The following is a 26,436-nucleotide window of genomic DNA, read 5'->3' as shown; positions in this document are numbered from 1 at the left end:
CTCCCGCCGTCTCCGAGACGCTCGGACCCTCAGACGAGGCCGAGCTCCCAGGCGGTGCGTACCGCCGCGGCCCGATCACCGACGCCGAGCTTCTCGTACACGTGCATCAGGTGGGTCTTCACGGTCGCCTCCCCGATCCCGAGCCGGGAAGCGACCGCCCGGTTCGTGCATCCGTCGGCCACCAGTCGCAGCACTTCGGCCTCGCGCGCACTGAGCTCCGCCCGGACGCCGCGCGCCCCCGTGAGCGCCGCGAGAGCGGCCGGAGCGAGCACTGAGCGGCCCCCGGCGAGATCATGCACGGCTCGGATCACATCGTCGCGGCGGGTGTCCTTGAGCAGGTAGCCGTCGGCGCCCGCCTCCAGCGCGCTGCGGATGTCCCGGTCCGTGTCGTAGGTGGTCAGCACCAGGATCCGCGGTGTCGTGCGGCCGTTCGCGCGCAGGGCGCGGATCGCCTCGGTGCCACTGGTGCCGGGCATCCTCAGGTCCATCAGAACTACGTCCGGGCCTGCGGCATCGATCACCGTGAGCGCCTCAGCACCCTCCTGGGCCGTGCCGACGACCTCGAGGCCGCTGTCGGCTCCGAGCATCGCGACCAGTCCGTCGCGGACCACCGGGTGGTCGTCGACGACGACGACGCGCACCGGGCTCATGTCGGCACCGCCGCGGTCACGGTGCATCCGCGCCCGGGAGCGGAACGCACCCCGAGGTCGCCGCCGGCACTCCGGGCCCGTTCGGTCATGTTCGCCAGGCCGTGTCCGCGCACAACGGTCACCGGGTCATAGCCGCCACCATCATCGGTGATCTGCAGGATCCGGTGCCGCTCGTTCCCGGAGAGGGTCACGGTCACCGTGCGGGCCCCGGAGTGCCGAGCCACGTTCGCGAGGGCCTCCTGGGCGATGCGTACCAGCACGTCGCCGTGGCGACCATCCCGAGGCGCCGTATCGGCGTCGAAGGTCGCCACCACACGGTGGGCCCGGGCCCAGCGTGCCACCAGGTCCGAGAGTGCATCGACCGCGTTCATGCCGTGCAGCTGGTGCGGGCCGAGCGCCTCGACCGCGCGGCGTGCCTCCAACAGGCAGTCCCGCGCCGCTTCCTCGGCGATCGTGATTCGCTGCCGCGACCCGGGATCGATGTCCGCTCCGACAGCCTCGAGCTGTCGGATCACGCCGACCAGGCCCTGGGCGACGGTGTCGTGGATCTCGCGGGACAGCCGTGCCCGTTCCTCGCCGGCCCCTGCGGTGCGCGCGCCGATCATCAGCTGCTCGTGCAGCTGATGATTCTCCCGATTCACCCGGTCCGCCTCCCGCTGAGCCCGCTCCCGCTGGTCGAGGATGCGCTCGCGCTCCCCCGCCACGAACATCATCGCCAGGGCCAGCAGGAGGTTGACGACGGCGAGCCCGACGAAGAACCACGGCTCCGCCAGCGCGACCTGGGGTCCCCCCACCTGGCCGACCGCGCACAGCAGCGCCGTGGTCATGACGGCGACATGCACCCATGCACCCCGCAGGAACCTCGGCGCATCGATATATCCGATGAACGCGTAGATGCAGGTCAGCGGATTCAGCAGGATACCGAACGCCACCAGTACCAGGTGCAGGCCATAGAGCAGCAGGAGGGGGCGTCCGCCGGGCCCGGCGCGGCGCAGGGTGATCTCGAGCAGGCCGCGCAGGAGCAGGAGCAGACCCGTCGGAAGCAACGCCCATCGCAGCTGCTCGTGGGCGAGCCACGGGCCGGCCGCGCTCCACCCCACCGTCCAGGCCACCAGCAGCAGAACAGGAGGGAGCCACACCTCCAGGATCGCGCCCAGAGGGCCCTGCCTCGTCGGCTCGCGCGCGTCGAGGGGATCGCTCTCGTGCTCGACCTGCGCCGGGGCAGGCGCAGGGAGTACCGCCATGGCGACCAGTGTTCCCCGAGACGCCCTCATGCACCAGGGCCGGGGCATCCACCGATCGGCGGATGCTGCCGTCCCCGATCGGGCGAGGTGAGCGCGCACCTGGGCCCCTAGCCTCGATGCCATGTCCCAGAACTCCTCCCCCGTGCCGTCGACCGCGTCCCCTCCGAGCGCTTCTCCTGCGCGCGGGTCGTCGGCCCGTCTCCATCACCTCGATGCGCTGCGTGGTGCAGCGCTCCTGCTCGGCGTGCTGCTGCACGCTCTCATGCCCTTCGCTCCCGGTGACTACTGGCTGGTCAACGACCGCCACGGGTCCTGGCCGGCGATCATCATCGTCTCCGTCATCCATCTGTTCCGGATGACACTGTTCATGCTGCTCGCCGGGTACTTCGGGCACATGGTGCTGCACCGCCGCGGAGCCGCGTCGTACCTCCGCGACCGCCTCACGCGGATCGGCCTACCCCTGGTGGCGTTCTGGCCGGGGCTGTTCGCGCTCATGATCGGCGCGATGATGCTCAATGGTGCGCTGCGGGACAGTGGACCGCCGACCGCGCCGGAGCTGGCCCAGGGCGCGCCGACGGGCTTCCTCGCGCTGCCGACGATGCACCTGTGGTTCCTGCTGCTGCTGCTGGAGATCGTGCTCGTCGTGGTCGCGATGCGGGCCGTCGCGATCCGGCTGCTGGGAGCGGAGCGGGCCGTCCGCGTGTCTCGCCGGATCGCCTCCGTGCTCGCCTCCCCGGCCGGCGTCGTCGTGGTCGCGGTGCCCTACGCCGCTGGACTGATGGTCCAGGAGGGCCCCGTCGCGTCCCTCACCGAGCCTTTGACCCTGGTGCCCGTGGCGGGAGCGAGCATCGCCTATGGCGGCGCGTTCCTGGCCGGCTGGTTCCTGCGGTCACACCCCGACGCGCTGGCTCGTGTGGAACAGCAGTGGAAGCTGCAGCTCGTGCTCGCCGCGGTGCTGACCGCACTGGGACTGCTCGCTCCACCGGCCACCCCGTCCCTCCTGCTCGCCTCCCTGACTGCGCTCGCCGGGTGGTCGTGGGTGTACGGGCTGCTGGGTCTGACCGGCCGTCTCGTACGTCGTGAGATCCCCTGGGTGCGATACCTGGCCGACGCCTCCTACTGGGTCTACCTCCTGCACTTCCCCCTGCTGCTGCTGGTCGCGGTGCCCGTGGCGGATCTCGGGGCGCCGATCCTGGTCAAGCTCGCCCTCGCACTCGTGATCGTGATGGCCGTCCTGCTGCTGAGCTACGACCTGATGGTGCGTTCCACCTGGATCGGGAAGTGGCTGAACGGGCATCGCCGCCCCCGAGCCATCGTCCTGCGAAAGCGAGCGGCGCACCCGGCAGACCGCGCCTGACCGCCGGACACCACCGCAACACCCCGCCGCCCCGCACCACCACCGGCGGCCATTGACCCACCGCAGAAATGCGTGATTCCCTGCCACATTCACGTCGAAAGTGGCAGGGAATCACGCATTATCGCCCGCACCCTCGGCCGCACGGCCGGGCCCGGCCGTCCGGCTGTGGGATGGGGCCCGTCCTGGTCAGCCCTTGACGCCTCCCGCGGCGGCGAAGCCCTTGCCCAGGGTGCGACCCAGGAAGAGGTACAGCGCCACCACCGGCAACGAGTAGAAGATCGAGAAGGCGGCGAGCTGTCCATAGGCGACCTGGCCGTACTGCGAGGAGAACGTGTACAGCGTCACCGCTGCAGGCAGGTTCTCCGGGCTGAGCAGCAGCATGAACGGGACGAAGAAGTTGCCCCACATGCTCACGAAGGTGAAGATCGTCGCTACGGCGAGGCCGGAGCGCATCAGGGGAATCACCACCGACCAGAGCGCTCGGAACACCCCGGCGCCCTCCGTCCAGGCGGATTCCTCGATCTCGATAGGCACGCCGTCCATGAAGCCCTTGGTCAGGAAGATCGCGTACGGCAGGGAGCTGGCACCGAGGAACAGGATCGCGCCGAACATCGAGTCGATCAGGTTGACCTGCACGAACAGCGAGTAGACAGGGATCATGATCGCGGTGATCGGCAGGCCGGTCGAGAAGATGATCGTCAGCAACAGCGGACGCTTCGCCTTGAACCGGAACCGGGACATCGGATAGGCGCACAGGATCGCCGTCACCATCGTCACCACCGTCGCGCCGCCGCACAGGATCAGCGAGTTCAGCAGCGGCCGGAACGTCGTCTCGGCGTTCCAGATGGCGGAGAAGTTGCCCAGGCTCCACGTGTCCGGCCAGGCCACGGACAGGGAGGCCTCGGTGTCGAAGGAGGCCAGGACGACCCACAGCAGCGGCACCAGGAAGGCCAGGCCGATGACGATCATCGTCACGGAGCTGGCGATCGAGGCGCCGCGGGCGCGAGATCTCTTCTTCGGTGCCTTGGGAACCAGCGGCCCCGTGCGACCGGTGTCGGTCGCCCCGGAGCCCTGGGGGCTGGTCTCGGTGGTCGCGCTCATCGCTTGTCCTCCTCGGGCAGCAGGCGCAGGTACACCAGCGAGGCGACGGCCCCGATCAGGAGCAGCAGCAGGGCCACGGCCGTGCCGTAGCCGAGCTGACCGTAGGAGAACGCCTGCTCGTACATGTACAGGGGCAGGGTCTGGCTCTGACGAGCCGGACCGCCGCCGGTCATGATGAAGATCAGTCCGAACACCGAGAGGGTCTGCAGGGTGGTCAGCATCAGGTTGGTCGCAATGGCCGGGCGCATCAGCGGCAGCGTCACGGACCGGAAGCGGCGCACGGGACCGGCACCATCGAGCGCCGCGGACTCGTACACGTCCCCGGGCACGGAGCTCAGGGCCGCCGAGTACACAAGCATGGAGAATGCCGTGCCGCGCCAGATGTTGGCGAACGAGACCGCAAGGATCGGGGCGGTGAACAGCATGTCCTGAGCCGGCAGCCCGATCGAGGTGAGGATCGTGTTCAGGCTGCCCTCTCCCGAGAAGAAGGTGTACAGCAGGTAGCCGGCCACCACCTCCGGCAGGATCCAGGCTGCGATGACGAGTGAGGTGACCAGGAACGAGATCACCCGGTTCGCACGCTCCATGAGCAGCGCCAGCATCATGCCCATGACGTTCTGACCGATCACTGCGGAGATGACCGTGAAGACCAACGTCAGCGCGACGGAGTTCCAGAAATCTGCATCGGTGAAAGCGTCGATGAAGTTGTCGAAGCCGACGAAGCTGGTGTCCTCGGCCCCGTCACCGCGGATCGCGCTGTCGGTGAATGCCAGGTACAGCGAGTAGAGGATCGGGCCCAGCATGAATCCGACCAGCAGGAACGCGGCCGGGACCATGGGCAGGGCCCGCGAGAGGGTCAGCCGGTCGCCGAGCTTGGAGTGCCGGCGCCGGGGCGCCGGGGCGTCCTGTGCGGGAGCAGGGGGTGCGGTGGTGGTCATGCGGTGGCCTCCTGCACGTTCTCCGGGCCGACGATGTCCGTGACGCTGGCGTCGTACGCGGCGGCGGCGTTCTCGGCACTGGTGCCGGTCATGACTGCCTCCATCGCTTCCTGGATCGCGGAGGAGACCTCCGGGTAGGCCGGCAGCGCCGGCCGGTAGTAGGCGGTCTCCAGGAGGGTCGTGAAGTAGTCGACGGCCGGCGAATAGGTGCGGTACTCCTCGACCTCGGAGACGTCGGCCCGCACCGTGATGTGGTTGTCCGCGATCGCGTAGTCCACGAGCGTCTCGGTGGAGACCAGCTTCTGCAGGAACTGGAAGGCCACGTCACGGTTGGTGGCGTACTCGGGGATCGAGAGTCCCCACCCACCGGCCAACGTGACCGTGCCGGTGCCGCCGCCATCCTGGGTGGGCATATCGGCGAGTCCGATCACGTCCGGCCATTCGGGCCAGGGTCTCGCCGCGGACTCGGTCCAGTTCTGCGAGATCCAGGAGCCGTCGATGAGGATCCCGAGCTTCCCCTCCGGCATCAGGGAGGTGTAGATCGTCTCGGAGATGTTGGGGTCCAGGTGCTGTCCGAGCGTAGCGGTCAGCTCCTCCTCGAAGAGCGTCTGCAGGAAGCCCAGGGAGTCCACGAAGCCGGGGCTGCCCAGGATCCACTTCTCGCTGTCGCGGTCGTAGAGGCCTGTGCCGTCTCCGGTCCCGTACATGAGCATCTCGAAACCCTGCATGGATGCCTTCTCCCCCTGCGGGGTGCCGGCGAACAGGAAGAAGGGGATCGCCTCGCTGTCGGAGTCGCGGATCGCGCGAGCCGCCTCGAGGATCTCCTCCCAGCTCCCGGGCTGCCAGTCCTCAGGCAGGCCTGCCTGGGCGAACACGTCCCGGTGGAACCACAGGGCGCGGGTGTCGGTGGTGATGGGGACGCCGTAGATCTCGCCGTCCTCGCTGGTGACGGCGTCCTTGGAGGCCTCCGCGATGTCGTCCCAGTGCTCCAGGCCCTCCACCAGGTCGGTGATCGGCTGCAGATAGCCTGCGCCGACATCCGAGAGCAGGATGAAGGAATCCTCGTACACCAGGTCGGGGCTGGTGCGCGGCGAGCTCATGAGCAGCTCGTTCTTGGTGAAGTAGTCATTCTCCGAGGCGACGATCGGGACCAGCTCGACCACCAGGTCCGGGTTCTCCTCGGAGAACTCCTGAGCGGCGGTGGTGATCCATTTCTGCTTGATCGTGCCGGAGCCGAACTGCTGGAAGGCGATCCGGATCAGGTTCGGGTCACGGCCGGAGCCGGAGCATCCGGCCAGGGCTGTCAGCGGCAGCACTGCGGCAGCGCCCGCGCTCAGGCGCAGGAAGCTGCGGCGGTCCGCCGGCAACAGGTGGAGCGGTCGTTCGGGCACGAAGACCTCCTCGTCATCGTTAGCGTCGGTCACGGTGGTAGACACTAGCCTCTGCGGCGCACGTCACAGACCACTGCGCTCGGCGCGCCGGGCACGGAACCGGTCGCTCAGGGGCGCGAACCGGCGCGGCCGACGCCCTGCTCCCGCTCCGCGTCCGCGTACCGCAAGCCCGACGGGACCTGCGCGAGCTCGAACCAGCGGGCTGCGCGCGACAGCAGACGGACGTCATGCCACGGGACGTCGAAGTCACGGTCGCGCCACAGGGTCAGCCCGACCTCGTCGCGGCGACCCCCGGCGACCAGGGTGAGGCGTCGCAGTCGCGAGAGCGGATGGGGGTCCGCGCGGCTCGCGGACGGGATCGCCACCACACCCCCGAGGTCGAGCGGCCAGACGGTCTCGCCCCAGTGCAGCTCGGCCTGCTCGGAGGTGCCGGCGATGACGGCGGGCGGACGCAGGTCCGCCGCGGCCACCGTGGTCGGGGCGATCGCGGTGCCCCGCTCGAGAACCTCCCGTTGCACCCATGCTCCGGGGAGCAGTACCCGGTCCTCGACGGTCACGTCGACCAGGAGGGACTGCGCGAAGGGCCGTAACGGGCGACTGAGGACGCCGGCCCGGACCATGTCCCGTCGGGGCGCGGCGATCACGCGCACCACGGCGAGATCGCCGGGATGGTCCGTGAGCGCGATCGTGACCTGGGTGCCGGGCAGCGGCTCGGACGCGTCGGCACTCCGTCGCTGCAGACCTGGGACACTCATGGACGGAACCGGGCCTCGGGCCGGTCCTCGAGGGCGATCTGCAGCTGTTCGCGGAAGCGCTCGTTCATCGGCGGCGGCTGGTCGAGCGGGAACCAGCGCGCCTCCGTGTTCTCCTCGTCGGCCGGATACGGCTCACCTCCGGTGTGCTCGCACAGGAAGCACAGATCGAGGTACTGCGCGCGGTCGCCGTTGGCGTGGGTGATGGGCGCGAGCGTGCGCACGTCGATCAGCCGCAGCGCCGTGCACTCCACCCCGGCCTCTTCGGCGACCTCGCGGATCGCAGCGGTCGCCGGCTGCTCCCCCGGGTCGATGATCCCGGTGACGGGCGTCCAGGCGCCGCTGTCGGCGCGACGCACGGCCAGCATGCGGGTGCGTTCGCGATCCAGCACCACCGCCGTGATGCCGGACATCCACAACAGATCGTGTCCGACACGCTCTCGCAGCGCGAGCACGAACTCCGGGGTCGCCATGGTCCTCCTCAGTGCCGGTGGTGCGGGGTTGTCGGTCAGACGCCGACGAGTGCCGGCATCATGACGGCGAGGGCACCCAGGATCAGCCCACCGATCACGAAGTAGGCGATGACGAAGAGGATGATCAGCCCGAGGATGACCCAGAAGGAGATCCATCCGATCTTGTTCATCCGCCGGGCGGAGTGCAGATCGGTGTCCATCGTCACCAGGGCGATGATCCCGAAGATCGCAGGGAGCGTCCCTCCGCACAGGAAACCGACCACGATCAGCAGGATCGCGCTGGTCTGCACCGATTCCCGATCCGGGGACGGCTGACCGGGCGCGCCGGGGTAGGACATCGGCGGTCCTGCGGGGGGAAGGCTCATGGCTTCTCCTGGTGGTGACTGCTCTCGGGCGGTCAGCGGGCCGTGGGCATCGGGCTCGAAGGAGGGGGAAGGAGGGGAATGTGGCGGACACCATCATGCCCTCGATGCCCTCGATCGCACTCCGTCGACACCCCGGGGGCTCACGCTCGGGGTGCCGGCTCCCGCGTCAGAGTCGTCGCTTCTCGCGGATGCGCACGCCGATCACGATCGGCGAGCCCGTGAAGTCGAAATCCTCTCGCAGACGACGTTCGATGAAGCGGCGGTAGCCGTGCTCGAGGAAACCGCTGGCGAAGATGACGAAGCGGGGCGGACGCGTGCGAGCCTGCGTCGCGAACAGGATGCGGGACTGCTTTCCGCCCCGCAGCGGGTGCGGGTGCGAGGCGACCAGGGTGCCCAGGAAGGCATTGAGGCGACCGGTGGGGATGCGCATGTCCCAGGAAGCCAGGGACGCTTCGAGGGCAGGGACCAGGCGATCGGCATGCCGGCCCGTCTGGGCGGAGATGTTCACCCGCGGCGCCCAGGCGACATGCGCGAGGTCTCGTTCGATCTCACGCTCGAGCTGCTTGTGACGCTCCTCGTCCAGCAGATCCCACTTGTTGAAGGCCAGCACCAGGGCGCGACCGGATTCGAGGACCATGTCGATGATCTTGAGGTCCTGGGTGGAGACGGGCTCGGAGGCCTCGAGGAGCACCACCGCCACCTCGGCCCGGTCCAGGGCCGCGCGGGTCCGCAGCGAAGCGTAGTAGTCCGCGCCCTGCGACTGCAGGACGCGGCGGCGGATGCCCGCCGTGTCCACGAAGGTCCAGTCCTTGCCGCCCAGGGATATCTTCTCGTCCACCGGGTCACGGGTGGTGCCGCCGACCTCGTCCACGACCACGCGCTGTTCCTTGGCGAGGCGGTTCAGCAGGGAGGACTTGCCGACGTTCGGGCGGCCCACCAGGGCGACCCGTCGCGGTCCGCGATCCACGGGGGCGCCGCGACCCTCCTCCGGAAGTTCCGCGAGAACGGCATCCAGCAGGTCACCGGAGCCTCGACCATGCAGCGCGGAGACAGGGTAGGGCTCGCCGAGCCCGAGATTCCACAAGGCTGCGGCTTCGAGCTCGCCGCGAGGATCGTCGACCTTGTTGGCGACCAGGACCACCGGGTTCTTCGCCTTGCGCAGCACTCTGAGCAGCTGCTCGTCCGTCGTGGTGATGCCGACGTTCGCATCGACGATGAACAGCACGACGTCGGCCAGGGTGATGGCGACCTCGGCCTGCTCGGCGACGCGGTACGCGATGCCCTGGACGCGGTCCTCCCAGCCGCCGGTGTCGACCAGCCAGAAGTCCTTGCCCGACCATTCGGCCTCGTAGAACACGCGGTCACGGGTCACGCCCGGGCGGTCCTCGACGACCGCCTCACGGCGGCCGAGGATACGGTTGACGAGCGTGGATTTGCCGACGTTGGGGCGTCCGACGACCGCCACGACAGGCAGGTTGCGCTGCGTGGTCGGGAGGGGGGTCTCGCCGTCCTCACCGACCAGGAGGGCCATGTCCTCCTCGTCCAGGGAATAGTCGGACAGTCCTGCCCGCAGCGCGGATTCGATGTCCTCGTCGCTGGGGCCGTCGGCGTTGGTCCTGGTGTCCGCCCGGTTCGGGACGGGGGGCGCGGGCGCGGGCTCCGGCGCCCCGTGCAGGGCGTCCTCCTGCTCGGATTCCGCGGCCGCCACCAGCATCAGTACGCGCTCGACGACGTCCTCGACCTCCAGGCCGGTGGTGTCGACCGGGTCGACGCCCTCGGCAGCGGTCAGGAAGTCCGAGACGGTGGAGTCGTCACGGTCCCGACGCAGCACCTGGTCTGCCATGCGGGCCCGGGTGTCCTCGGAGTCCTCGAGGTCGAGCTCGTCGGCGCGCCGACGCATGCGTTCCTCGTCGGAGGCGGTGAGCAGCACCCGCACGTGGGCGTCGGGGGCGACGACGGTGGTGATGTCGCGGCCTTCGGCGACGCAGAAGCCTCGCTGGTCGGCTGTGGCGAAGAGCAGCTCTCGCTGGCGGCGCTGCAGGATGGCGCGCACCAGCGTATTGGTGGCGACGGCGCTGACCTGCTGGGAGATCCGCTCGCTGCGGATCTGCGCAGTGATGTCGATGCCGCCGACGACGACGGTCGCTCCTGCGGGGTCGGTGCCGAGCTCCAGGTCGAGGGATTCGGCGACCGCGGCGACGGCCTCCCGATCCGTGAGATCGAGGTCCTGCTCGAGGCAGAGCCAGGTCACGGCCCGGTACATGGCGCCGGTGTCGAGCATCCCGCCGTCCAACGCGTCGGCGACGAGGCGGGAGACCGTGGACTTGCCGGAACCGGCCGGACCGTCGATCGCGATGGTGATGCCGGACCCGGATCCCGGGGTCGCGAGGGCGGAGGGGTCGTGCGGCGCGCTGGTGTGCATCCCAGAAGGATACGTGCCGCTCACGCCTCGACGACGGTCCAGCCGCGTTCCGTGAGCGATCTCGTGAGCAGGTCCTCACGGGTGGCGTCGATGGCGATGTGCGCCAGGCCCACCGCGCGGCCCAGTTCGTGCTCCAGTCGCAGGTCCTCGAGGTTGACCCCGATCTGTCCGATCTCGGTCAGCAGCCGGGCCAGCTCACCGGGCCGGTCCGGGACCAGCACGACGACGGTCGCGAAGGCGTCCGTGCCGCCGCCGTGCTTGCCGGGGATCCGGCGCACTCCGCGGTTGCCGTCCACGACCAGATTCGCGAGGGCGCGGCGGGACCCGATCGCGGGATCCGGGGAACCGCGCAGCGAGTCGAGTGCCTCGAGGACGTCGCTGAGACGTTCCTGCACCCCACCGAGCACGTCCCCGACGGCTGCGGCGTTGGCCCCGAGGATCTCGACCCACAGACGTGGATCGGAGTCGGCGATGCGGGTCGTATCGCGCAGGCCCTGCCCCGCGAGACCGAGGGCGGCTTCGGTGGGCTCCAGCAGGGTGCCGGCGACCAGGCTCGACATCACCTGCGGGACATGGGAGACGTGGGCGACCGCCGTGTCGTGCGCCGCGGCGTCCATCGTCACCGGCACGGAGCCGATCTCGGTGGCCAGGCCCTTCAGCGCCGTCACCGCCTCGGGGAGCGTGTCCGCATGCGGGACGACCACGAAGGGGCGGCCCTGGAACAGGTCGCCACGGGCGGCGACCACGCCGGAGACCTCCCGGCCGGCCATGGGATGGGCACCGATGTAGCGGGGCAGATCCGCGGGGCGGGCGTGCGTCCGCACACCTTCCAGCACAGTGGCCTTCACGCTCGCCACATCGGCCACGATCGCGCGCGGCCAGACCCGCAGCGCACGGGCGACGATCTGGGCGGCGACATCGGGCGGGGCGGCCACCAGGACCAGAGCGGGGTCCGGGTCCTCAGGGCCGGGCAGCGTGCCCACGCCGAGCTCGACAGCCAGCGCTGTCGTACCCGGGGAGACGTCCTCGACCTGCGCCGACTCCCCGGCGCGGGCCAGGGCCATGCCCAGCGAGCCGCCGATCAGGCCGGTGCCGATGATCCGCACGGGGAACGGCACGAGCGTCGTCACAAGCCGACCTCCGCCATCAGCGTGCCGAGCTCGCGCCCGGTCAGCTCACGGGTCTCGCCCTCGCCGAGATCTCCGAGCACCACGGGGCCGATGCGGGTGCGCATGAGAGCGGTCAGCTCGAACCCCTGGGAGGCGAACATGCGTCGCACGATGCGGTTGCGCCCTTCATGGAGAGTCACCTCGACGACGGCCTCGCGGCCGTCCTGGGCGAGCACGCGGGCCTTGTCGGCGCGGGCCGGCCCGTCGTCGAGCTCCACTCCCTCGCGCAGGATCTTCACCAGTCCGCGGGGCGGTCCGCCCGGTGCGTCGAAGCGGCACACATAGGTCTTGTCGACCTCGAAGCTGGGATGGGTCAGCCGGTGCGCGAGCTCCCCGTCATTGGTCAGGAGCAGCAGTCCCTCGGTCTCGAAGTCCAGTCGACCCACGTGGTAGAGCCGGTGCGAGTAGCGTGCGGCGAACTCGGTGAGGTCCCGTCGACCCTCAGGATCGCTCATGGCCGAGACCACGCGCCGCGGCTTGTTCAGCACCACGGTCACCTTCGCGTCGTCGAGCTGGAGGCGCCGGCCGTCCACATGGAGCACCTGGACCGCGGGGTCGACCCGCACGCCCTGTTCGCGCACGGTCACCCCGTCGACCATCACCCGTCCTGTCGAGATCAGCGTCTCGCAGGCACGGCGGGACCCGAAACCCGCACGGGCGAGCACCTTCTGGAGCCGCTCACCGTCGTCATGATGCAGGTCGGGGCCATAGCCGTCCTCGTCCGCAGGCTTCGGAAGGGGGGCACCCTCGCCATCGCGCAGGCGCACCTTCCGCGGAGCGGTGAAGGCACTGCGACGCCGTGGTCCCCGTCCCGGCGAGCCCTTGTCGGCGCCCATCAGGCTGCCGCGCCGCGGGAGATGAGCTCCCGGGCGAGCTGCCGATACGCGTCGGCGCCCTTGGTGGACGTCGCGAAGGAGATGATCGGTTCAGCGGCCACGGAGGCGTCGGGGAACTTCACCGTGCGGTTGATGGTGGAGTGGAAGACCTTGTCCGGGAATGCCTCCACCACGCGCTGGCACACCTCGCGGGCGTGCAGCGTGCGCGGATCGAACATGGTGATCAGGATGCCGTCCAGCTCCAGTCGCGGGTTGATGCGGTCCTGGACCTTCTCGATGGTCTCGACCAGCAGGGCCACACCGCGCAGGGCGAAGTACTCCGCTTCGAGCGGGATGATCACGCCGTGGCTCGCCGCCAGAGCGTTGACCGTGAGCAGGCCCAGGGAGGGCTGGCAGTCGATGATGATCACGTCGTAGTCGTCGGCCACGGGTCGCAGCACCCGTGCGAGCGCCATCTCCCGGGCGACCTCGTTGACCAGGGTGACCTCCGCGGCCGAGAGGTCGATGTTCGCCGGGAGCACGTCCAGATCCGGGGTGGAGGTGGAGCGGATGACCTCGCGCACGTCGTGACCGCGTTCCATCAGGAGGTTGTAGACCGTGACGTCGAGCTCGTACGGGTTCACGCCGGTGCCGGCGCTCAGCGCGCCCTGCGGGTCGAGGTCCACGAGCAGGACCTTGCGGCCCAGCTCTGCGAGGGCGGCGCCCAGGTTGATGACGCTGGTGGTCTTGCCCACGCCACCCTTCTGGTTCACCATCGAGATGATCCTGGCCGGTCCGTGACCGTCGAGCGGGGCTGGCTCCGGCAGCTCCGGCATCGGACGGCCGGTGGGGCCGAGGTCGATGTCCAGCTGTTGATTGGAGGTCGAGCTCACGTCGTTGTCCTGTCGTCGGCGTCGTGGTCTGGTGCGGGGGCGCGGGGAGGCGCCGAGGGATCGGTCCGGGACCGACCCCAGCCCGGGCAGAGACGGCTGGGCACAGCCGTCTGCGGCAGAGGGGCGACAACCCGATCGGAGGGAGCCGTGCGGTGTCGTCGTGCCGGGCAAGTCTAAGCCCCCCGCCGGGCCCGGGGGTGGGCACTGGCGTGCGTCTCTCGCAGAGAGTCCACCGTGACCTGCGTGTAGAGCTGGGTCGTGGTGACCGAGGCATGCCCCAGCAGCTCCTGCACGCTGCGCACATCCGCTCCCCCGTGCAGCAGGTGCGTCGCGTAGGAATGACGCAGGGTGTGGGGGCTGATCTGCTCCGGCAGCTCTGCGTCCGCCGCTGCCCGCTGGACCACCTGCCAGGCGGCCTGTCGGGTGAGCCGGGTGCCGCGTGAACCCAGGAACACGGCTGGGGTGCCCGAGCCGCGCGTGGCGAGCGTGGGGCGTCCGCGGGTGAGGTAAGCATCCACGGCCTCGAGCGCGTATCGGCCCACCGGCACGACCCGGTGCTTGTCCCCCTTGCCCCGCAGGATCGCCGAGCGCTGCGGGCGATCGACATCATCGAGATCCAGGCCCGTCGCCTCGGAGATCCGGGCGCCGATCCCGTAGAGCAGCTCGAGGAGGGCGCGGTCACGCAGGGCGCGCTCGGCGGCGTCCCGACCCGTTCCCGGTCGCCCGGCCGCCTCCAGCAATGCTTCGACCTGATCGATCGCGAGCGGATGCGGGAGCCGCCTGGGAAGGGAGGGAGTCGGGACCAGCCGAGTGGGATCACCCGTGGTGGAGACGCGCTCGGCATCGAGGAAGGCGTGCACGCCGCGCACGGCGGCCAGCGAGCGGGCCGCGGAGGCGGCGGACAGGGCAGTGCCGCCGTCGGCCCCGGTGCGCAGTGCCTGCAACCAGATCGCCAGCCGCTGCGGATCCACCGCGGCGGGATCGATCTCCTCGCGGGCGAGGTGGGCGAGGTAGCGCACCAGGTCGCGGCGGTAAGCGGCAAGGGTGTTCGCGGCCAGCCCGCGCTCGATGCGCAGGTGACTCAGGTACTGCTCGAGGATCCGACGGTCGCCGGGGCGCAGCGTCGGCTCCCCGGTGGGAGGCGGACCGCCGCGCTCGTTCACAGCTGGACGAAGGGATCGATCGCGAGAGCGACGAACAGCAGCGTGAGGTAGGTGATCGACCCGTGGAAGACGGTCATGGGGCCCAGCGCCTTGCCGGTGAGGCCCTTGCCCACGCGGACCGCGTACCGGATCACGAGCCAGGTGAACCAGGCTCCGACCGCGATGGCGCTGACGGCGTACACCCAACCGGTGTGGCCCAGCGGGATGATCGCCAGGCTGGAGGCGACCATCAGCACGGTGTGCATGATCATCTGCTTGGCGACGCTCATCCGCGTCGCGACGACGGGGAGCATGGGCACGCCGGCGTCCGCATAGTCCTGGCTGAACTTCTCGGCCAGCGGCCAGTAGTGCGGAGGGGTCCAGAAGAAGATCACCAGGAACAGCAGCACAGCCGTCCAGGAGACGGTGCCGGTCACGGCGGACCAGCCGATCAGCACCGGCATGCAGCCGGCGATCCCGCCCCACACGATGTTCTGGCTCGTGCGGCGCTTGAGGATCATCGTGTAGAAGACGACGTAGAGCAGGATGGCGCCGAGCGCGAGGGCGGCGGAGACCCAGTTGACCAGCAGGCCCAGCCAGAGCGAGGAGATGATCGACAGGGCGATGCCGAAGATCAGGGCTGCGCGCGCGGAGATCTCGCCGGTGACCAGGGGTCGGTTCTTGGTCCGCTTCATCTTCGCGTCGATGTCCCGGTCCAGGTACATGTTCAGCGTGTTGGCGCCGCCGGCGGCGAGATAGCCGCCGATCATGGTCGCGACGATCAACCACCAGGAGGGGAAGCCACCCGCCGCCAGGAACATGGTCGGGATCGTGGTGATGAGCAGCAGCTCGATGATGCGCGGTTTGGTCAGCGCCACGTACGCCCGGATCACGGACCCTGCGGTCCGTTCAGCCCGTCGCGGATTGCGGTCACCGCCCTGGCCCACGTCCCGGATCGAAGCTCCCTGGGTGGCGCTCACCGCCCACCATCCTTCCTCCTGAGCGCGACGCTGCCGCCGCGAGAACCACCCCAGTCTAGGCGGTCTCCCCCACCACCGCGGTCAGGTCGGAGGTGAGTCCCGGCACCGTGCGCGCTCGCCTCGGCGGCAACGGGCTGGACGGAAGCTGTACTCGGCCGCCGCCAGCATTAAGGTAGAGGTATCGCTTCGCGCACGATCTCCCCACGTCGAACGATGCACGTCGGGGTCCGTTCGCGGAAGCTGTCGATCCGAGCGGCCGCAGCGGCCGCACTCCGGCGAAAGGAAGCATTCGACGTGACCGATAAGTTCAAGGCCCCAGAGGGCTGGACCGAGCTCGACAAGCGCGCGGTGGACACCGCGCGCATCCTCGCCGCGGACGCCGTGGAGAAGGTCGGAAACGGCCACCCGGGCACCGCCGTGAGCCTGGCTCCCGCCGCGTACCTGCTCTACCAGGACGTCATGCGCCACGACCCCTCCGACCCCGACTGGCTCGGGCGCGACCGCTTCGTGCTGTCGGCCGGACACTCCAGCCTGACCCAGTACATCCAGCTCTTCCTCGGCGGCTTCGGCCTCGAGGTCGAGGACATCGAGGGCCTGCGCACCTGGGGTTCGAAGACCCCCGGCCATCCCGAGAACTTCCACACCAAGGGCGTGGAGGTCACCACCGGCCCCCTCGGCCAGGGCATCTCCTCCGCCGTCGGCATGGCCATGGCTCAGCGCCGCGAGCGCGGCCTGCTCGACCCCGAGGCCGCAGCGGGCACCAGCCCCTTCGACCACTTCACCTACGTGATCGCCTCGGACGGCGACCTCCAGGAAGGTGTCAGCAGCGAGTCCAGCTCGCTCGCCGGCACCCAGAAGCTGGGCAACCTCATCGTCCTGTGGGACGACAACGAGATCTCCATCGAGGGCGACACCTCGATCGCCTTCAGCGAGGACACCGCGGCCCGCTACGCGGCCTACGGCTGGGACGTCCGCACCGTTGATTGGCGCAACGGCGGCACTGCCGATTCCGTGTACGGCGAGGACGTGGCCGCACTGAAGGCCGAGATCCTCGAGGCGCAGAAGGTCACCGACAAGCCGACCTTCATCCAGCTGCGCACCGTCATCGGCTGGCCGATCCCCGAGCTCGCCGGCAGCCATGCCGTCCACGGCGCCAAGCTCGGAACCGACGCCGTCGCCGGCCTGAAGGAGGTCCTCGGTTTCGATCCGGAGCAGCAGTTCCAGGTCGACGAGGACGTCCTCGCCCACACCCGCGGCCTCGCCGAGCGCGCGGCCACCGCCAAGTCCGAGTGGGACCAGGGATACCAGGCCTGGCGTTCCGCGAACGCCGAGGCCGCAACGCTCCTGGACCGCCTCCAGGCGCGCGAGCTCCCCACCGGCTTCGCCGAGGCGTTCCCGACCTTCGAGGCCGACGAGAAGGGCATCGCGACCCGCGCCGCCTCCGGCAAGGTCCTGGAGTCCCTCGCCCCGGTGCTGCCCGAGCTGTGGGGCGGCTCCGCCGACCTCGCCGGCTCGAACAACACCACCATGAAGGGCGAGCCCTCCTTCCTGCCGAAGGAGTACAGCTCGGAGCAGTTCGCCGGGGACGAGTACGGTCGCACGCTGCACTTCGGCATCCGCGAGCACGCCATGGGGGCGATCCTCTCCGGCATCTCGCTGCACGGCCTGACGCGCCCCTACGGCGGCACGTTCTTCCAGTTCGCCGACTACATGCGCGGCGCCGTGCGCCTCGCCTCGCTGATGAAGGTCCCGGCCACCTACGTGTGGACCCACGACTCCGTCGGCCTCGGCGAGGACGGGCCCACCCACCAGCCGGTCGAGCACCTGGCCGCCTACCGGGCGATCCCGAATCTGTCGATCGTGCGCCCGGCCGACGCCAACGAGACCGCGCAGGCATGGAAGGTGCTCCTGGAGCGCGACAACGGTCCCGTCGGACTGATCCTCAGCCGCCAGGCGATGCCGACCTTCGACCGCACCGAGTACGCCGGTGCCGAGAATCTGGCCAAGGGCGGCTACGTGATGAAGGAGGCCTCGGCGCAGCCGGAGCTCATCCTCATCGCCACCGGCTCCGAGGTGCAGTACGCCGCGCAGGCGCAGAAGCAGCTCGAAGCGGAGGGCGTGCCAACCCGCCTGGTGTCCATGCCGTCGGTCGAATGGTTCGACGAGCAGGACGAGCAGTACAAGGAATCCGTGCTGCCCGCCTCCGTCACCGCCCGGGTCTCCGTCGAGGCGGGTATCGCCATGCCGTGGTACCGCTTCCTCGGCACCCACGGTCGTGCCGTGTCCCTGGAGCACTACGGTGCCTCGGCCGACGCCAAGACGCTGTTCCGCGAGTACGGCTTCACTCCGGACGCCGTGGTCGCCGCCGCGAAGGATTCCCTCGAGGCGTCCCGCGCCTGACCACCCGCGGGGCGGGGCCTGCTGGCCCCGCCCCGCTCCCCTTCTTGCCCGTGACCAGGCCCGATCGGGTTCCGTCCGCCACACGATGGAAGAAAACGACCCGGGCCCTCGTTGACCCGGACGACCGCAGTTCGACACAGGGCGCGCCGCGCCCGGAAGGAACGCATATGACTCAGAATCCCCGCACCCAGACCCTGTCCGACGCCGGTGTCTCGATCTGGCTCGACGACCTCTCCCGCCAGCGGATGTCCTCCGGGAACCTCCAGGAGCTCATCGATACCCGCAACGTGGTGGGCGTGACGACCAACCCCTCGATCTTCCAGGCCGCGATCTCCGGCCGCTCGGAGTACGACGAGGACATTGCGCGCCTGGCCGGTGAGGGCAAGGACGTCGATGCTGTCGTCGAGGTGCTCACCACCGACGACGTGCGCGACGCCGCGGACCTGTTCGCGGATCTCTACGCCTCCTCCCACGGCTTCGACGGCCGCGTCAGCATCGAGGTCGACCCGCGCCTGGCCCATGAGACCGAGAAGACCATCGAGCAGGCCAAGCACCTCCACGAGGTCGTCGGCCGCGAGAACGTCATGGTCAAGATCCCCGCCACCGAGGCGGGACTGCCGGCCATCACAGCGACCATCGCCGCGGGCATCAGCGTGAACGTCACCCTGATCTTCTCCGTCGCCCGGTACCTCGAGGTCATCGAGGCGTACCTGGACGGTCTCGAGCAGGCAGCCGCGGCTGGCCAGGACCTCGCCAAGATCCACTCCGTCGCCTCCTTCTTCGTCTCCCGCGTGGACGCCGAGATCGACAAGCGGCTGGAGGTCCTCGGAGGCGAGGCCGAGACCCTGCGCGGGAGCGCCGGCGTGGCCAACGCTCAGGCCGCCTTCGGCGAGTACCTGGAGGCCTTCGGTTCGGAGCGCTTCACGGCGCTCAGCGCACAGGGCGCGAACGTGCAGCGTCCGCTGTGGGCATCGACCGGCGTGAAGAACCCGGACTACCCGGACACGATGTATGTCGACAACCTGGTGGGCGATCCGAGCGTGAACACCATGCCCGAGAAGACCCTCGAGGCGACCGCGGAGCACTCGGAGCTCGCGGCATCGCTCTCCGCCGAGACCGCCACCTCGGCCGAGAGCGTCCTCGAGCGCGTCGCAGGCGCCGGCGTGGACCTTGCCGACGTCTTCGCCCTCCTCGAGCGTGAGGGCGTCGAGAAGTTCGAGAAGGCCTGGGAGGAGCTCCTCGCGACCGTGTCGTCCTCCATCGACGCCGCCCGCGTCTGAGTTCCCCGACGAGCACGGTCCCGCCCTCCGGGGCGGACCGTGCTCGCGCAAGTCCGTGTCCGAGAAAGGACGATCGTGACCGATACCAGCACTCCCCCGGCCGGAGCCGATGCAGAGGAACTCCTCAATCCGCTGCGCGATCCCCGCGACCGCAGGCTGCCCCTCATCGCCGGGCCAAGCTCCATGGTGATGTTCGGCGTGACCGGCGACCTCGCCCGCAAGAAGCTTCTGCCGGCGATCTACGACCTCACCCATCGCGGTCTGCTGCCCCCCAGTTTCGGACTGGTCGGCTTCGGCCGTCGTGACTGGTCCGACGACGATTTCGCCGACTACGTGCGCAAGTCCGTCTCCGAGCACTCGCGCACCGGATTCTCCGAGAGCGTCTTCGAGCAGCTGCGCGGTGGTCTCCGATTCGTCACCGGCACCTTCGACGACTCCGCAGCCTTCGAGAAGCTCACCGAGGTCGTCGGGGAGCTGGACCGCACCCGCGGCACCGGCGGCAACCACGCCTTCTACCTGTCGATCCCGCCGGACGCCTTCCCGAAGGTCCTCACCCAGCTCGCGAACTCGGGCCTGAACACGCCCCGGGACGGCTCCTGGCGCCGAGCGGTGATCGAGAAGCCCTTCGGCCACGACCTCGCGTCCGCGCGTGAGCTCAACGACGTGGTCGAGAAGGTCTTCCGTCCCGAGGACGTCTTCCGCATCGACCACTACCTGGGCAAGGAGACGGTGCAGAACATCCTGGCACTGCGCTTCGCCAACCAGCTGTACGAGCCGGTGTGGAACGCGGGGTACGTCGACCACGTGCAGATCACCATGGCCGAGGACATCGGCATCGGGTCCCGCGCCGGGTACTACGACGGCATCGGCACTGCCCGGGACGTCATCCAGAACCACCTGCTGCAGCTGCTCGCCCTGACCGCGATGGAGGAGCCGGTCTCCTTCCGCGCCTCGGATCTGCGCGCAGAGAAGGAGAAGGTGCTCTCCGCGATCGAGCTGCCCGAGGATCTCGGTGCGCACACCGCCCGCGGTCAGTACGTGGGCGGCTGGCAGGGCGGCGAGGAGGTCCGTCCCTATCTCGAGGAGGACGGGATCCCCGCCGACTCGACCACCGAGACCTTCGCCGCCATGCGGTTGGACATCGCGACCCGCCGCTGGGCGGGAGTGCCGTTCTATCTGCGCGCCGGCAAGCGCCTGGGTCGCCGCGTCACCGAGATCGCGCTGGTGTTCAAGCGTGCGCCGTTCCTGCCCTTCCGCTCCACCGATACCGCGGACCTCGGCCAGAACGCGATCGTCATCCGTGTCCAGCCGGACGAAGGCGTGACGATCCGCTTCGGCTCCAAGGTCCCCGGCACCCAGATGGAGGTGCGGGACGTGACGATGGACTTCGCCTACGGCATGAACTTCACCGAGGAGTCCCCCGAGGCGTACGAGCGACTGATCCTCGACATGCTGCTCGGAGATCCGCCGCTGTTCCCCCGGCAGAAGGAGGTCGAGCTCTCCTGGAAGATCCTGGATCCCATCACCGACTATTGGGCGCAGAACCTGAAGCCGGCACCGTACCGCCCCGGTACCTGGGGCCCCGACACCGCCCACGAGATGCTCGCCCGTGACGGACGTACCTGGAGGCGACCATGATCACCACCCTGACCGACACCACCGCCTCGGCCATCGACAAGAAGATGATCGAGATGCGGGAGACCTTCGGCGCCAACACCATCGGTCGCGTGCTGACCCTGATCATCATCGCCACCGGTGATATCGAGGAGCCCCTCGAGGCCGCTGTCAGCGCGAGCCATGAGCATCCCGCACGGGTGCTCGTGGTCGATGCGGAGCCGGGTGCCGAGGAATCCGGGCTGGATGCCGAGATCCGGGTGGGCCGCGACGCGGGCGCCGGCGAGATCGTCATCCTGCGGGCCCGCGGCGAGATCATGGCTTCGCTGGACACGCTGGTCATGGCGCTGCTCCTGCCGGACGCCCCGATCGTGACCTGGTGGCCGGAGAGCGCACCGTCGTCCCCGATCCATGACGTGCTGGGGTCCATGTCCCAGCGCCGCATCACCGATGCGGCCGCCTGCTCCGGCCCGATCGCCACCCTCAAGCGGCTGCGTCGCGGCTACTCCAACGGCGACTCCGACCTCGCCTGGTCACGCCTGACCCGGTGGCGGGGACTGGTTGCGAGCGCCTACGAGGTGCCGCCGGTCACTGCCCCGAAGCAGGTCCAGGTCTCCGGATCGGCCGAGAACCCCTCGGTGGCGCTCATGGCCGCATGGCTCTCGCACAGCCTCGGAGTCGACGCCGAGATCGTCGAACCCACGGGCGAGGCCTCGGACATCGCGGGCGTCCATGGGGTCCGGCTGATCCGCGAGGACGGCACCATCGACCTCACCCGGGTCAGCGACGACGCCATCGTCCTGACGCTCCCGGGCGATGACTCCGGCCAGCACGTCACGATGCCGCGCCGCTCCCTGAACGAGCTCCTCGCCGAGGAGCTGCGACGGCTGGATCCCGACGAGGTCTACGGCGAAGTCCTCGCCAGCGCCTTCAGCGGGATCGACGACTTCGGGACCTACGCCAGCGGGAAGCCCGTGGCGACCGACCAGGTGCTCCCCGATGCCGACGCGGTGGCGCTCGCAGCCGCCGAGACCGCCGCGTCCCAGCTCGCCGCCGCTCTTGCACAGCGCTCCGCCGCCCACCTCGTGGTCACCGGTGGCACGGTCGGCACGAAGACGGCGCAGGCTCTGCCCGAGGCCCTGGCTGCGGCAGGCGTGGACACCGCGCGCCTGCACATCTGGTGGGGCGACGAGCGCTTCGTGGATCGGGAGTCGAGCGACCGCAATGAGGTCGGCGTGCGCGCCTCGCTGCTCGAGCCCCTCCAGGAAGCAGGCATGCCCGCCCGGAACATCCATGTCGTGCCCTCTCCGGCTGACGGCATGTCCCTGGACGAGGCAGCGGCCTGGTACGGGCAGCAGCTCGACATCGCCGGTGGCGACGAGCCCTTCCGGACCCGAGGGCGCGCGTTCTTCGACGTGCTGATGCTGGGCGTCGGTCCCGACGGGCATGTGGCCTCGCTCTTCCCGGAGCACCGGGATCAGCGTCAGGTCGGTGCCAGCGCGGTGGCCGTGACCAACTCGCCCAAGCCCCCGGCGGAGCGGATCTCGCTGACCTGGCCGGTCCTGAACTCGGCGCGCCACGTCGCGCTGCTGGTCGCGGGCGCGGAGAAGGCCGAGGCCGTCGCCGCGGCCCATGGGGACATCGACCCCTGGCCGGTGCCGGCTTCCGCTGTGCGCGGCCTGGAGTCGACCACCTGGTTCCTGGATACCGATGCGGCGTCGCAGCTGAGCCGCTGAACCACCGGACCGGCCGTCGGGGATCTTCGCTCCTCGGCGGCCGGTCCTCGTCCGTCCGGCGCAGCGGCGCCGGCGCTCGGAGCAACCCTCGCTGAACAGAGGGAAGGGCCGGTCACCATGTTGGTGACCGGCCCTTCCCGAAGGTTTCAGGGGTGAGCGCTCAGAGGAAGCGCTCCAGGACGCCGAGGCCGACGCAGCTTGCGCCCCACAGCACGGCGACCGTCACGGTCAACCGGTTCAAGTTGCGCTCGGCCACGCCGGACGCACTCGCCGAGGAGGAGACACCGCCGCCGAACATATCGGACAGGCCGCCACCACGTCCCTTGTGCAGGAGCACGAGCATGATGGCCAGCAGGCTGAACACGGCCAGCAGAATCTGAAGGATGAGCTTCAGGAGGGGCAGATCCACGAGGGCAGGCACCTTCCACGGAGACGGACGGACCGATCCAGCATACGCCACGGGCCGGGCCCCTCAGGGCACCGGCCCGCGTGGCACGGCTCTCGCTCAGCAGTGCAGACCTGCAGAGCTCCTGCTGCTCAGCCCTGGTAGCCCGCGATCTTGGCGAACTCCTCGGCCTTGAGCGAGGCTCCGCCGACGAGGGCGCCGTCGACATCGGCCTTGCCCATCAGCTCGACGACGTTGGAGGACTTCACGCTGCCGCCGTACAGAACCCGCACGGCGTCGGCGACGACGTCGCCGTGGAGCTCGCGCAGCGCCTCGCGGATGGCCTGGCAGACCTCCTGCGCGTCATCCGCGCCGGCGACCTCACCGGTTCCGATGGCCCAGACGGGCTCATAGGCGATGACGACCTGCTTCGCCTGCTCGGCGTCCAGGCCCTCCAGGCCGCCCGTGAGCTGAGCCAGGGTGTAGGCGACGTGGTTGCCGGCCTGACGCTCCTCGAGGGGCTCGCCGACGCACAGGATCGGGGTCAAGCCCGCGGCGAAGGCGGCCTTCACCTTGGCGTTCGTGACCTGCTCGTCCTCGCCGTGGTATTGGCGGCGCTCGGAGTGGCCCACCGCGACGTACGTCGCGCCGAGAGCCTTCAGCATGGAGCCGGAGACCTCACCGGTGTAGGCACCGGACTCATGGGCGGAGATGTCCTGCGCGCCGTAGGCGATCGGCAGCTTGCCGGCGTCGACGGCGAACTGGACGGTGCGCAGATCGACGAACGGAGGCAGCACGACGGTCTCGACCGCGTCCGTGTCGAAGCCCTTCAGCTGGTCGCCCAGCTCCTCGACGAGGGCCAGGCCCTGCTTCCAGTCGAGGTTCATCTTCCAGTTGCCCGCCATCAGCGGGGTACGGGTGCTCACTTGGTGCCCTCCTCGAGGATTGAAATGCCCGGCAGTTCCTTGCCCTCGATGAGTTCGAGGCTCGCGCCACCGCCGGTGGAGATGTGCGAGAAGAGTGATTCGTCGAATCCGAGAGTGCGGACCGCGGCAGCGGAGTCGCCACCGCCGACCACGGTGTAGCCGTCGGCCGTGGAGAGGACCTCGGCGACGGACGTGGTGCCCTTCGCGAAGGCCTCGAACTCGAACACGCCCATGGGGCCGTTCCAGAACACGGTCGCCGCATCAGCGATCTTCTCACCGAACAGCTTCGCGGTCTCCGGTCCGATGTCCATGCCTTCCTGGTCGGCCGGCATGGCGTCGGCCGCGACCACGGTCGCCGTGGCATCCGCGGAGAACTCCGCGGCCACGACCGTGTCGACCGGAAGGACCAGCTCCACGCCGTCCCTCTCGGCTCGCTCCATGTACTCGCGCACGACGTCGAGCTTGCTCTCGTCCAGCAGGGAGTCGCCGACCTCGTAGCCCTTCGCCTTCTGGAAGGTGTAGGCCATGCCGCCGCCGATGAGGATGCGGTCCGCCTTGCCCAGCAGGGCGTCGATGACGCCGAGCTTGTCGGCGATCTTGGCGCCGCCGAGCGCGACGACGAAGGGGCGGGCCGGATCATCCGTGACCTTGCGCAGGGACTCGACCTCGCGCAGCACGAGCTCGCCGGCGGCCGAGGGCAGCAGGCTCGCCAGCTCGTAGACGGACGCCTGCTTGCGGTGGACGACCCCGAAGCCGTCGGAGACGAAGGCGTCACCGAGCGCGGCGAGGGCCTGTGCGAAGACGAGGCGCTCCCCGTCCTGCTTGGCGGTCTCGCCCGGGTTGAAGCGGAGGTTCTCCAGGACGGCGACCTGGCCGTCCTGCAGGCCCGCGACGACCGTGCGCGCGGACTCGCCGATGGTGTCGGTCGAGAAGGCGACCTCCTGGCCGAGCAGCTCGCCGAGACGGCCGACGACCGGCTTCAGGGAGTACTTGTCCTCCGGGGCACCCTTGGGGCGGCCGAGGTGGGAGACGATGACGACCCGTGCGCCCGCGTCGACGAGGCGGGTCAGGGTGGGCAGGGCCGCGCGGATGCGGCCGTCATCGGTGATGGTGGTGCCGTCCAGCGGGACGTTGAGGTCTGCTCGGACGATCACGCGCTTGCCGCGCAGTTCTCCGAGCGAGTCGATGGTTTTCAGCACTGTGGTGGTTCCTTCGTGTCGTGGCCGTGACGGCGCGTAGCGCACGTCAGGGGGCAGGGACGAACGGAGCCCGCCGGCAGCCGACCTTGCGGGGCGGCGACCGGCGGGCTCCGTGGCGATCGTGGTCGTCAGAGCGACGAACCGGTGATCAGAGGGACTTGCCCACGAGCTGCGAGAGCTCGACGAGGCGGTTCGAGAAGCCCCACTCGTTGTCGTACCAGGAGAAGATCTTCACCAGGTTGCCGTTGACCTTGGTCAACTGCGCGTCGAAGATCGCCGAGTGCGGGTCGCCCTCGATGTCCTTGGACACGATGGGATCCTCGGTGTAGCGCAGAACGCCCTTGAGGGGACCCTCGGCAGCCTTCTTCACCGCGGAGTTGACCTCTTCGGCGGTGACCTCGCGGGAGGCCTCGAAGGTGAGGTCGGTGATCGAGCCGGTGGGAACCGGCACGCGCAGCGAGTAGCCGTCGAGCTTGCCCTTGAGCTCCGGGAGCACCAGCGCCACGGCCTTGGCCGCACCGGTGGTGGTCGGGATGATGTTCAGCGCGGCCGCACGGGCACGACGCGGGTCGCTGTGGGGACCATCCTGCAGCACCTGGTCGGAGGTGTAGGCGTGGATGGTCGTCATCAGGCCCTTGACGATCCCGAACTCATCGTTCAGCACCTTGGCCACGGGCGCGAGGCTGTTGGTGGTGCAGGACGCGTTGGAGACGATGTGGTGCTTCTCCGGGTCGTAGTCGCCCTCGTTCACGCCGATGACGAAGGTCGCGTCCTCGTTCTTCGCCGGAGCGGAGATGATGACCTTCTTGGCGCCGGCCTCGAGGTGGGCCTTGGCCTTCTCGGCATCCGTGAAGATACCGGTGGACTCGATGACGACGTCCGCGCCGATCGTGCCCCACGGGATGTTCTTGGGATCGCGCTCGGCGAACGCCTTGAACGTGATGTCGCCGACGGTGATCGAGTCCTCGTCGAAGGAGACCTCGTAGGGCAGCACGCCACCGATCGAGTCGTACTTGATGAGATTCGCGAGCGTGGCGTTATCGGTGAGGTCGTTGACCCCGACGATCTGGATGTCAGCCTTCTGCTCGAGCGCGGCGCGCAGGTAGTTGCGCCCAATACGACCGAATCCGTTGATTCCGACCTTAATGGTCACGGTTCCTCCTAGATTCACAGGGGATCTGCGAAATATGGACAGTGGCGCGCA

General features: G+C 69.5%; 23 protein-coding genes. 5 read left to right on the top strand and 18 right to left on the bottom strand.

The window, feature by feature from the left end; translation table 11 throughout:
* Window positions 1-29 precede the first annotated feature (29 nt).
* Together INT51_RS06880 and INT51_RS06875 are read right to left on the bottom strand one after the other, a co-directional pair.
* Complete coding sequence (locus INT51_RS06880; RefSeq protein WP_226832057.1) at window positions 30-650, bottom strand: response regulator transcription factor; 621 nt, start codon at window positions 648-650, stop codon at window positions 30-32.
* Window positions 647-1,894 (bottom strand): sensor histidine kinase, encoded by a 1,248-nt coding sequence (locus INT51_RS06875; protein WP_193104474.1) that lies wholly within the window; start codon window positions 1,892-1,894, stop codon window positions 647-649. The genes INT51_RS06880 and INT51_RS06875 overlap by 4 nt, the downstream gene beginning before the upstream one ends.
* A 121-nt stretch (window positions 1,895-2,015) precedes the next feature.
* On the opposite strand from INT51_RS06875, the gene INT51_RS06870 reads away from it, so the two are divergent.
* Window positions 2,016-3,251, top strand: a complete 1,236-nt coding sequence (locus INT51_RS06870) for an acyltransferase family protein (RefSeq protein ID WP_193104473.1) — start codon at window positions 2,016-2,018, stop codon at window positions 3,249-3,251.
* Between the two features lie 186 nt (window positions 3,252-3,437).
* Here INT51_RS06870 and INT51_RS06865 read toward each other — a convergent pair whose 3' ends face one another.
* The 12 genes from INT51_RS06865 to INT51_RS06810 all read right to left on the bottom strand — a co-directional run bounded on the left by INT51_RS06865 (window position 3,438) and on the right by INT51_RS06810 (window position 15,692).
* Complete coding sequence (locus INT51_RS06865; RefSeq protein WP_370540786.1) at window positions 3,438-4,352, bottom strand: carbohydrate ABC transporter permease; 915 nt, start codon at window positions 4,350-4,352, stop codon at window positions 3,438-3,440.
* Window positions 4,349-5,290 carry a carbohydrate ABC transporter permease gene (locus tag INT51_RS06860; protein WP_193104472.1) on the bottom strand — a complete coding sequence of 314 codons (942 nt, stop codon included), beginning with the start codon at window positions 5,288-5,290 and terminating at the stop codon, window positions 4,349-4,351. Before INT51_RS06860 ends, INT51_RS06865 begins: the two co-directional genes overlap by 4 nt.
* The gene (locus INT51_RS06855) at window positions 5,287-6,714 is read right to left on the bottom strand and encodes a substrate-binding domain-containing protein (protein ID WP_370540785.1); all 1,428 of its coding nucleotides are present in this window, start codon (window positions 6,712-6,714) and stop codon (window positions 5,287-5,289) included. The genes INT51_RS06860 and INT51_RS06855 overlap by 4 nt, the downstream gene beginning before the upstream one ends.
* Before the next feature lie 74 nt (window positions 6,715-6,788).
* Window positions 6,789-7,436: a hypothetical protein gene (locus INT51_RS06850; protein WP_193104471.1), complete on the bottom strand. Its 648-nt coding sequence runs from the start codon at window positions 7,434-7,436 to the stop codon at window positions 6,789-6,791.
* Window positions 7,433-7,906, bottom strand: a complete 474-nt coding sequence (locus INT51_RS06845; RefSeq protein ID WP_193104470.1) for an NUDIX domain-containing protein — start codon at window positions 7,904-7,906, stop codon at window positions 7,433-7,435. Before INT51_RS06845 ends, INT51_RS06850 begins: the two co-directional genes overlap by 4 nt.
* Before the next feature lie 35 nt (window positions 7,907-7,941).
* Entirely contained in the window at window positions 7,942-8,271 is a 330-nt protein-coding gene (locus INT51_RS06840) for a hypothetical protein (RefSeq protein WP_226832056.1), read from the bottom strand.
* A gap of 166 nt (window positions 8,272-8,437) precedes the next feature.
* Window positions 8,438-10,693: a bifunctional cytidylate kinase/GTPase Der gene (der, locus tag INT51_RS06835; RefSeq protein WP_193104469.1), complete on the bottom strand. Its 2,256-nt coding sequence runs from the start codon at window positions 10,691-10,693 to the stop codon at window positions 8,438-8,440.
* A 20-nt stretch (window positions 10,694-10,713) separates the two neighbouring features.
* On the bottom strand, window positions 10,714-11,823 hold the full coding sequence (locus tag INT51_RS06830; RefSeq protein ID WP_193104468.1) for a prephenate dehydrogenase: 1,110 nt from the start codon (window positions 11,821-11,823) through the stop codon (window positions 10,714-10,716).
* Window positions 11,820-12,698 carry a pseudouridine synthase gene (locus INT51_RS06825; protein WP_193104467.1) on the bottom strand — a complete coding sequence of 293 codons (879 nt, stop codon included), beginning with the start codon at window positions 12,696-12,698 and terminating at the stop codon, window positions 11,820-11,822. The genes INT51_RS06830 and INT51_RS06825 overlap by 4 nt, the downstream gene beginning before the upstream one ends.
* The gene (locus tag INT51_RS06820) at window positions 12,698-13,570 is read right to left on the bottom strand and encodes a ParA family protein (protein ID WP_193104466.1); all 873 of its coding nucleotides are present in this window, start codon (window positions 13,568-13,570) and stop codon (window positions 12,698-12,700) included. Before INT51_RS06820 ends, INT51_RS06825 begins: the two co-directional genes overlap by 1 nt.
* A 173-nt stretch (window positions 13,571-13,743) precedes the next feature.
* Window positions 13,744-14,733 carry a site-specific tyrosine recombinase XerD gene (locus tag INT51_RS06815; protein WP_304502100.1) on the bottom strand — a complete coding sequence of 330 codons (990 nt, stop codon included), beginning with the start codon at window positions 14,731-14,733 and terminating at the stop codon, window positions 13,744-13,746.
* Window positions 14,730-15,692: a heme o synthase gene (locus tag INT51_RS06810; RefSeq protein WP_193104465.1), complete on the bottom strand. Its 963-nt coding sequence runs from the start codon at window positions 15,690-15,692 to the stop codon at window positions 14,730-14,732. The genes INT51_RS06815 and INT51_RS06810 overlap by 4 nt, the downstream gene beginning before the upstream one ends.
* 294 nt (window positions 15,693-15,986) lie before the next feature.
* On the opposite strand from INT51_RS06810, the gene tkt reads away from it, so the two are divergent.
* The 4 genes from tkt (at window position 15,987) to pgl (ending at window position 22,722) form a co-directional block, all read left to right on the top strand.
* Window positions 15,987-18,092, top strand: coding sequence for a transketolase (tkt, locus tag INT51_RS06805; RefSeq protein ID WP_193104464.1), 2,106 nt, complete (start codon window positions 15,987-15,989; stop codon window positions 18,090-18,092).
* A gap of 167 nt (window positions 18,093-18,259) precedes the next feature.
* A complete protein-coding gene (tal, locus tag INT51_RS06800) occupies window positions 18,260-19,372 on the top strand; it encodes a transaldolase (protein WP_193104463.1) in 1,113 nt (370 codons plus the stop codon).
* Between the two features lie 75 nt (window positions 19,373-19,447).
* A complete protein-coding gene (gene zwf / locus INT51_RS06795; protein ID WP_193104462.1) occupies window positions 19,448-21,010 on the top strand; it encodes a glucose-6-phosphate dehydrogenase in 1,563 nt (520 codons plus the stop codon).
* Window positions 21,007-22,722 carry a 6-phosphogluconolactonase gene (pgl, locus tag INT51_RS06790; protein ID WP_193104461.1) on the top strand — a complete coding sequence of 572 codons (1,716 nt, stop codon included), beginning with the start codon at window positions 21,007-21,009 and terminating at the stop codon, window positions 22,720-22,722. Before zwf ends, pgl begins: the two co-directional genes overlap by 4 nt.
* Before the next feature lie 160 nt (window positions 22,723-22,882).
* Here the strand turns inward: pgl and secG are convergent, their stop codons facing one another.
* The 4 genes from secG to gap form a co-directional block, all read right to left on the bottom strand.
* Window positions 22,883-23,125, bottom strand: coding sequence for a preprotein translocase subunit SecG (gene secG / locus INT51_RS06785; RefSeq protein ID WP_193104716.1), 243 nt, complete (start codon window positions 23,123-23,125; stop codon window positions 22,883-22,885).
* Window positions 23,126-23,259: 134 nt separating this feature from the next.
* Window positions 23,260-24,033 carry a triose-phosphate isomerase gene (gene tpiA / locus INT51_RS06780; RefSeq protein WP_193104460.1) on the bottom strand — a complete coding sequence of 258 codons (774 nt, stop codon included), beginning with the start codon at window positions 24,031-24,033 and terminating at the stop codon, window positions 23,260-23,262.
* On the bottom strand, window positions 24,030-25,232 hold the full coding sequence (gene pgk / locus INT51_RS06775; protein WP_304502099.1) for a phosphoglycerate kinase: 1,203 nt from the start codon (window positions 25,230-25,232) through the stop codon (window positions 24,030-24,032). Before pgk ends, tpiA begins: the two co-directional genes overlap by 4 nt.
* Window positions 25,233-25,380: 148 nt before the next feature.
* Window positions 25,381-26,385, bottom strand: coding sequence for a type I glyceraldehyde-3-phosphate dehydrogenase (gene gap, locus INT51_RS06770; RefSeq protein WP_193104459.1), 1,005 nt, complete (start codon window positions 26,383-26,385; stop codon window positions 25,381-25,383).
* Window positions 26,386-26,436 lie beyond the last annotated feature (51 nt).

Source organism: Brachybacterium sp. FME24 (assembly GCF_014897705.1).
In the GTDB taxonomy this organism is placed as follows: Bacteria; Actinomycetota; Actinomycetes; order Actinomycetales; family Dermabacteraceae; genus Brachybacterium.
The sequence above is the reverse complement of the archived record's forward strand: the minus strand, read 5'-3'. Positions and strand labels throughout refer to the sequence as shown.

Excerpts from the sequence above, each read along its gene's own strand:
- der (WP_193104469.1), bottom strand. The coding sequence starts at position 10,693 with ATGCACACCAGCGCGCCGCACGACCCCTCCGCCCTCGCGACCCCGGGA.
- INT51_RS06825 (WP_193104467.1), bottom strand. The coding sequence starts at position 12,698 with ATGGGCGCCGACAAGGGCTCGCCGGGACGGGGACCACGGCGTCGCAGT.
- INT51_RS06840 (WP_226832056.1), bottom strand. The coding sequence starts at position 8,271 with ATGAGCCTTCCCCCCGCAGGACCGCCGATGTCCTACCCCGGCGCGCCC.
- INT51_RS06865 (WP_370540786.1), bottom strand. The coding sequence starts at position 4,352 with ATGAGCGCGACCACCGAGACCAGCCCCCAGGGCTCCGGGGCGACCGAC.
- INT51_RS06850 (WP_193104471.1), bottom strand. The coding sequence starts at position 7,436 with ATGAGTGTCCCAGGTCTGCAGCGACGGAGTGCCGACGCGTCCGAGCCG.
- INT51_RS06870 (WP_193104473.1), top strand. The coding sequence starts at position 2,016 with ATGTCCCAGAACTCCTCCCCCGTGCCGTCGACCGCGTCCCCTCCGAGC.
- tal (WP_193104463.1), top strand. The coding sequence starts at position 18,260 with ATGACTCAGAATCCCCGCACCCAGACCCTGTCCGACGCCGGTGTCTCG.
- INT51_RS06875 (WP_193104474.1), bottom strand. The coding sequence starts at position 1,894 with ATGGCGGTACTCCCTGCGCCTGCCCCGGCGCAGGTCGAGCACGAGAGC.
- INT51_RS06880 (WP_226832057.1), bottom strand. The coding sequence starts at position 650 with ATGAGCCCGGTGCGCGTCGTCGTCGTCGACGACCACCCGGTGGTCCGC.
- INT51_RS06860 (WP_193104472.1), bottom strand. The coding sequence starts at position 5,290 with ATGACCACCACCGCACCCCCTGCTCCCGCACAGGACGCCCCGGCGCCC.
- INT51_RS06845 (WP_193104470.1), bottom strand. The coding sequence starts at position 7,906 with ATGGCGACCCCGGAGTTCGTGCTCGCGCTGCGAGAGCGTGTCGGACAC.
- pgl (WP_193104461.1), top strand. The coding sequence starts at position 21,007 with ATGATCACCACCCTGACCGACACCACCGCCTCGGCCATCGACAAGAAG.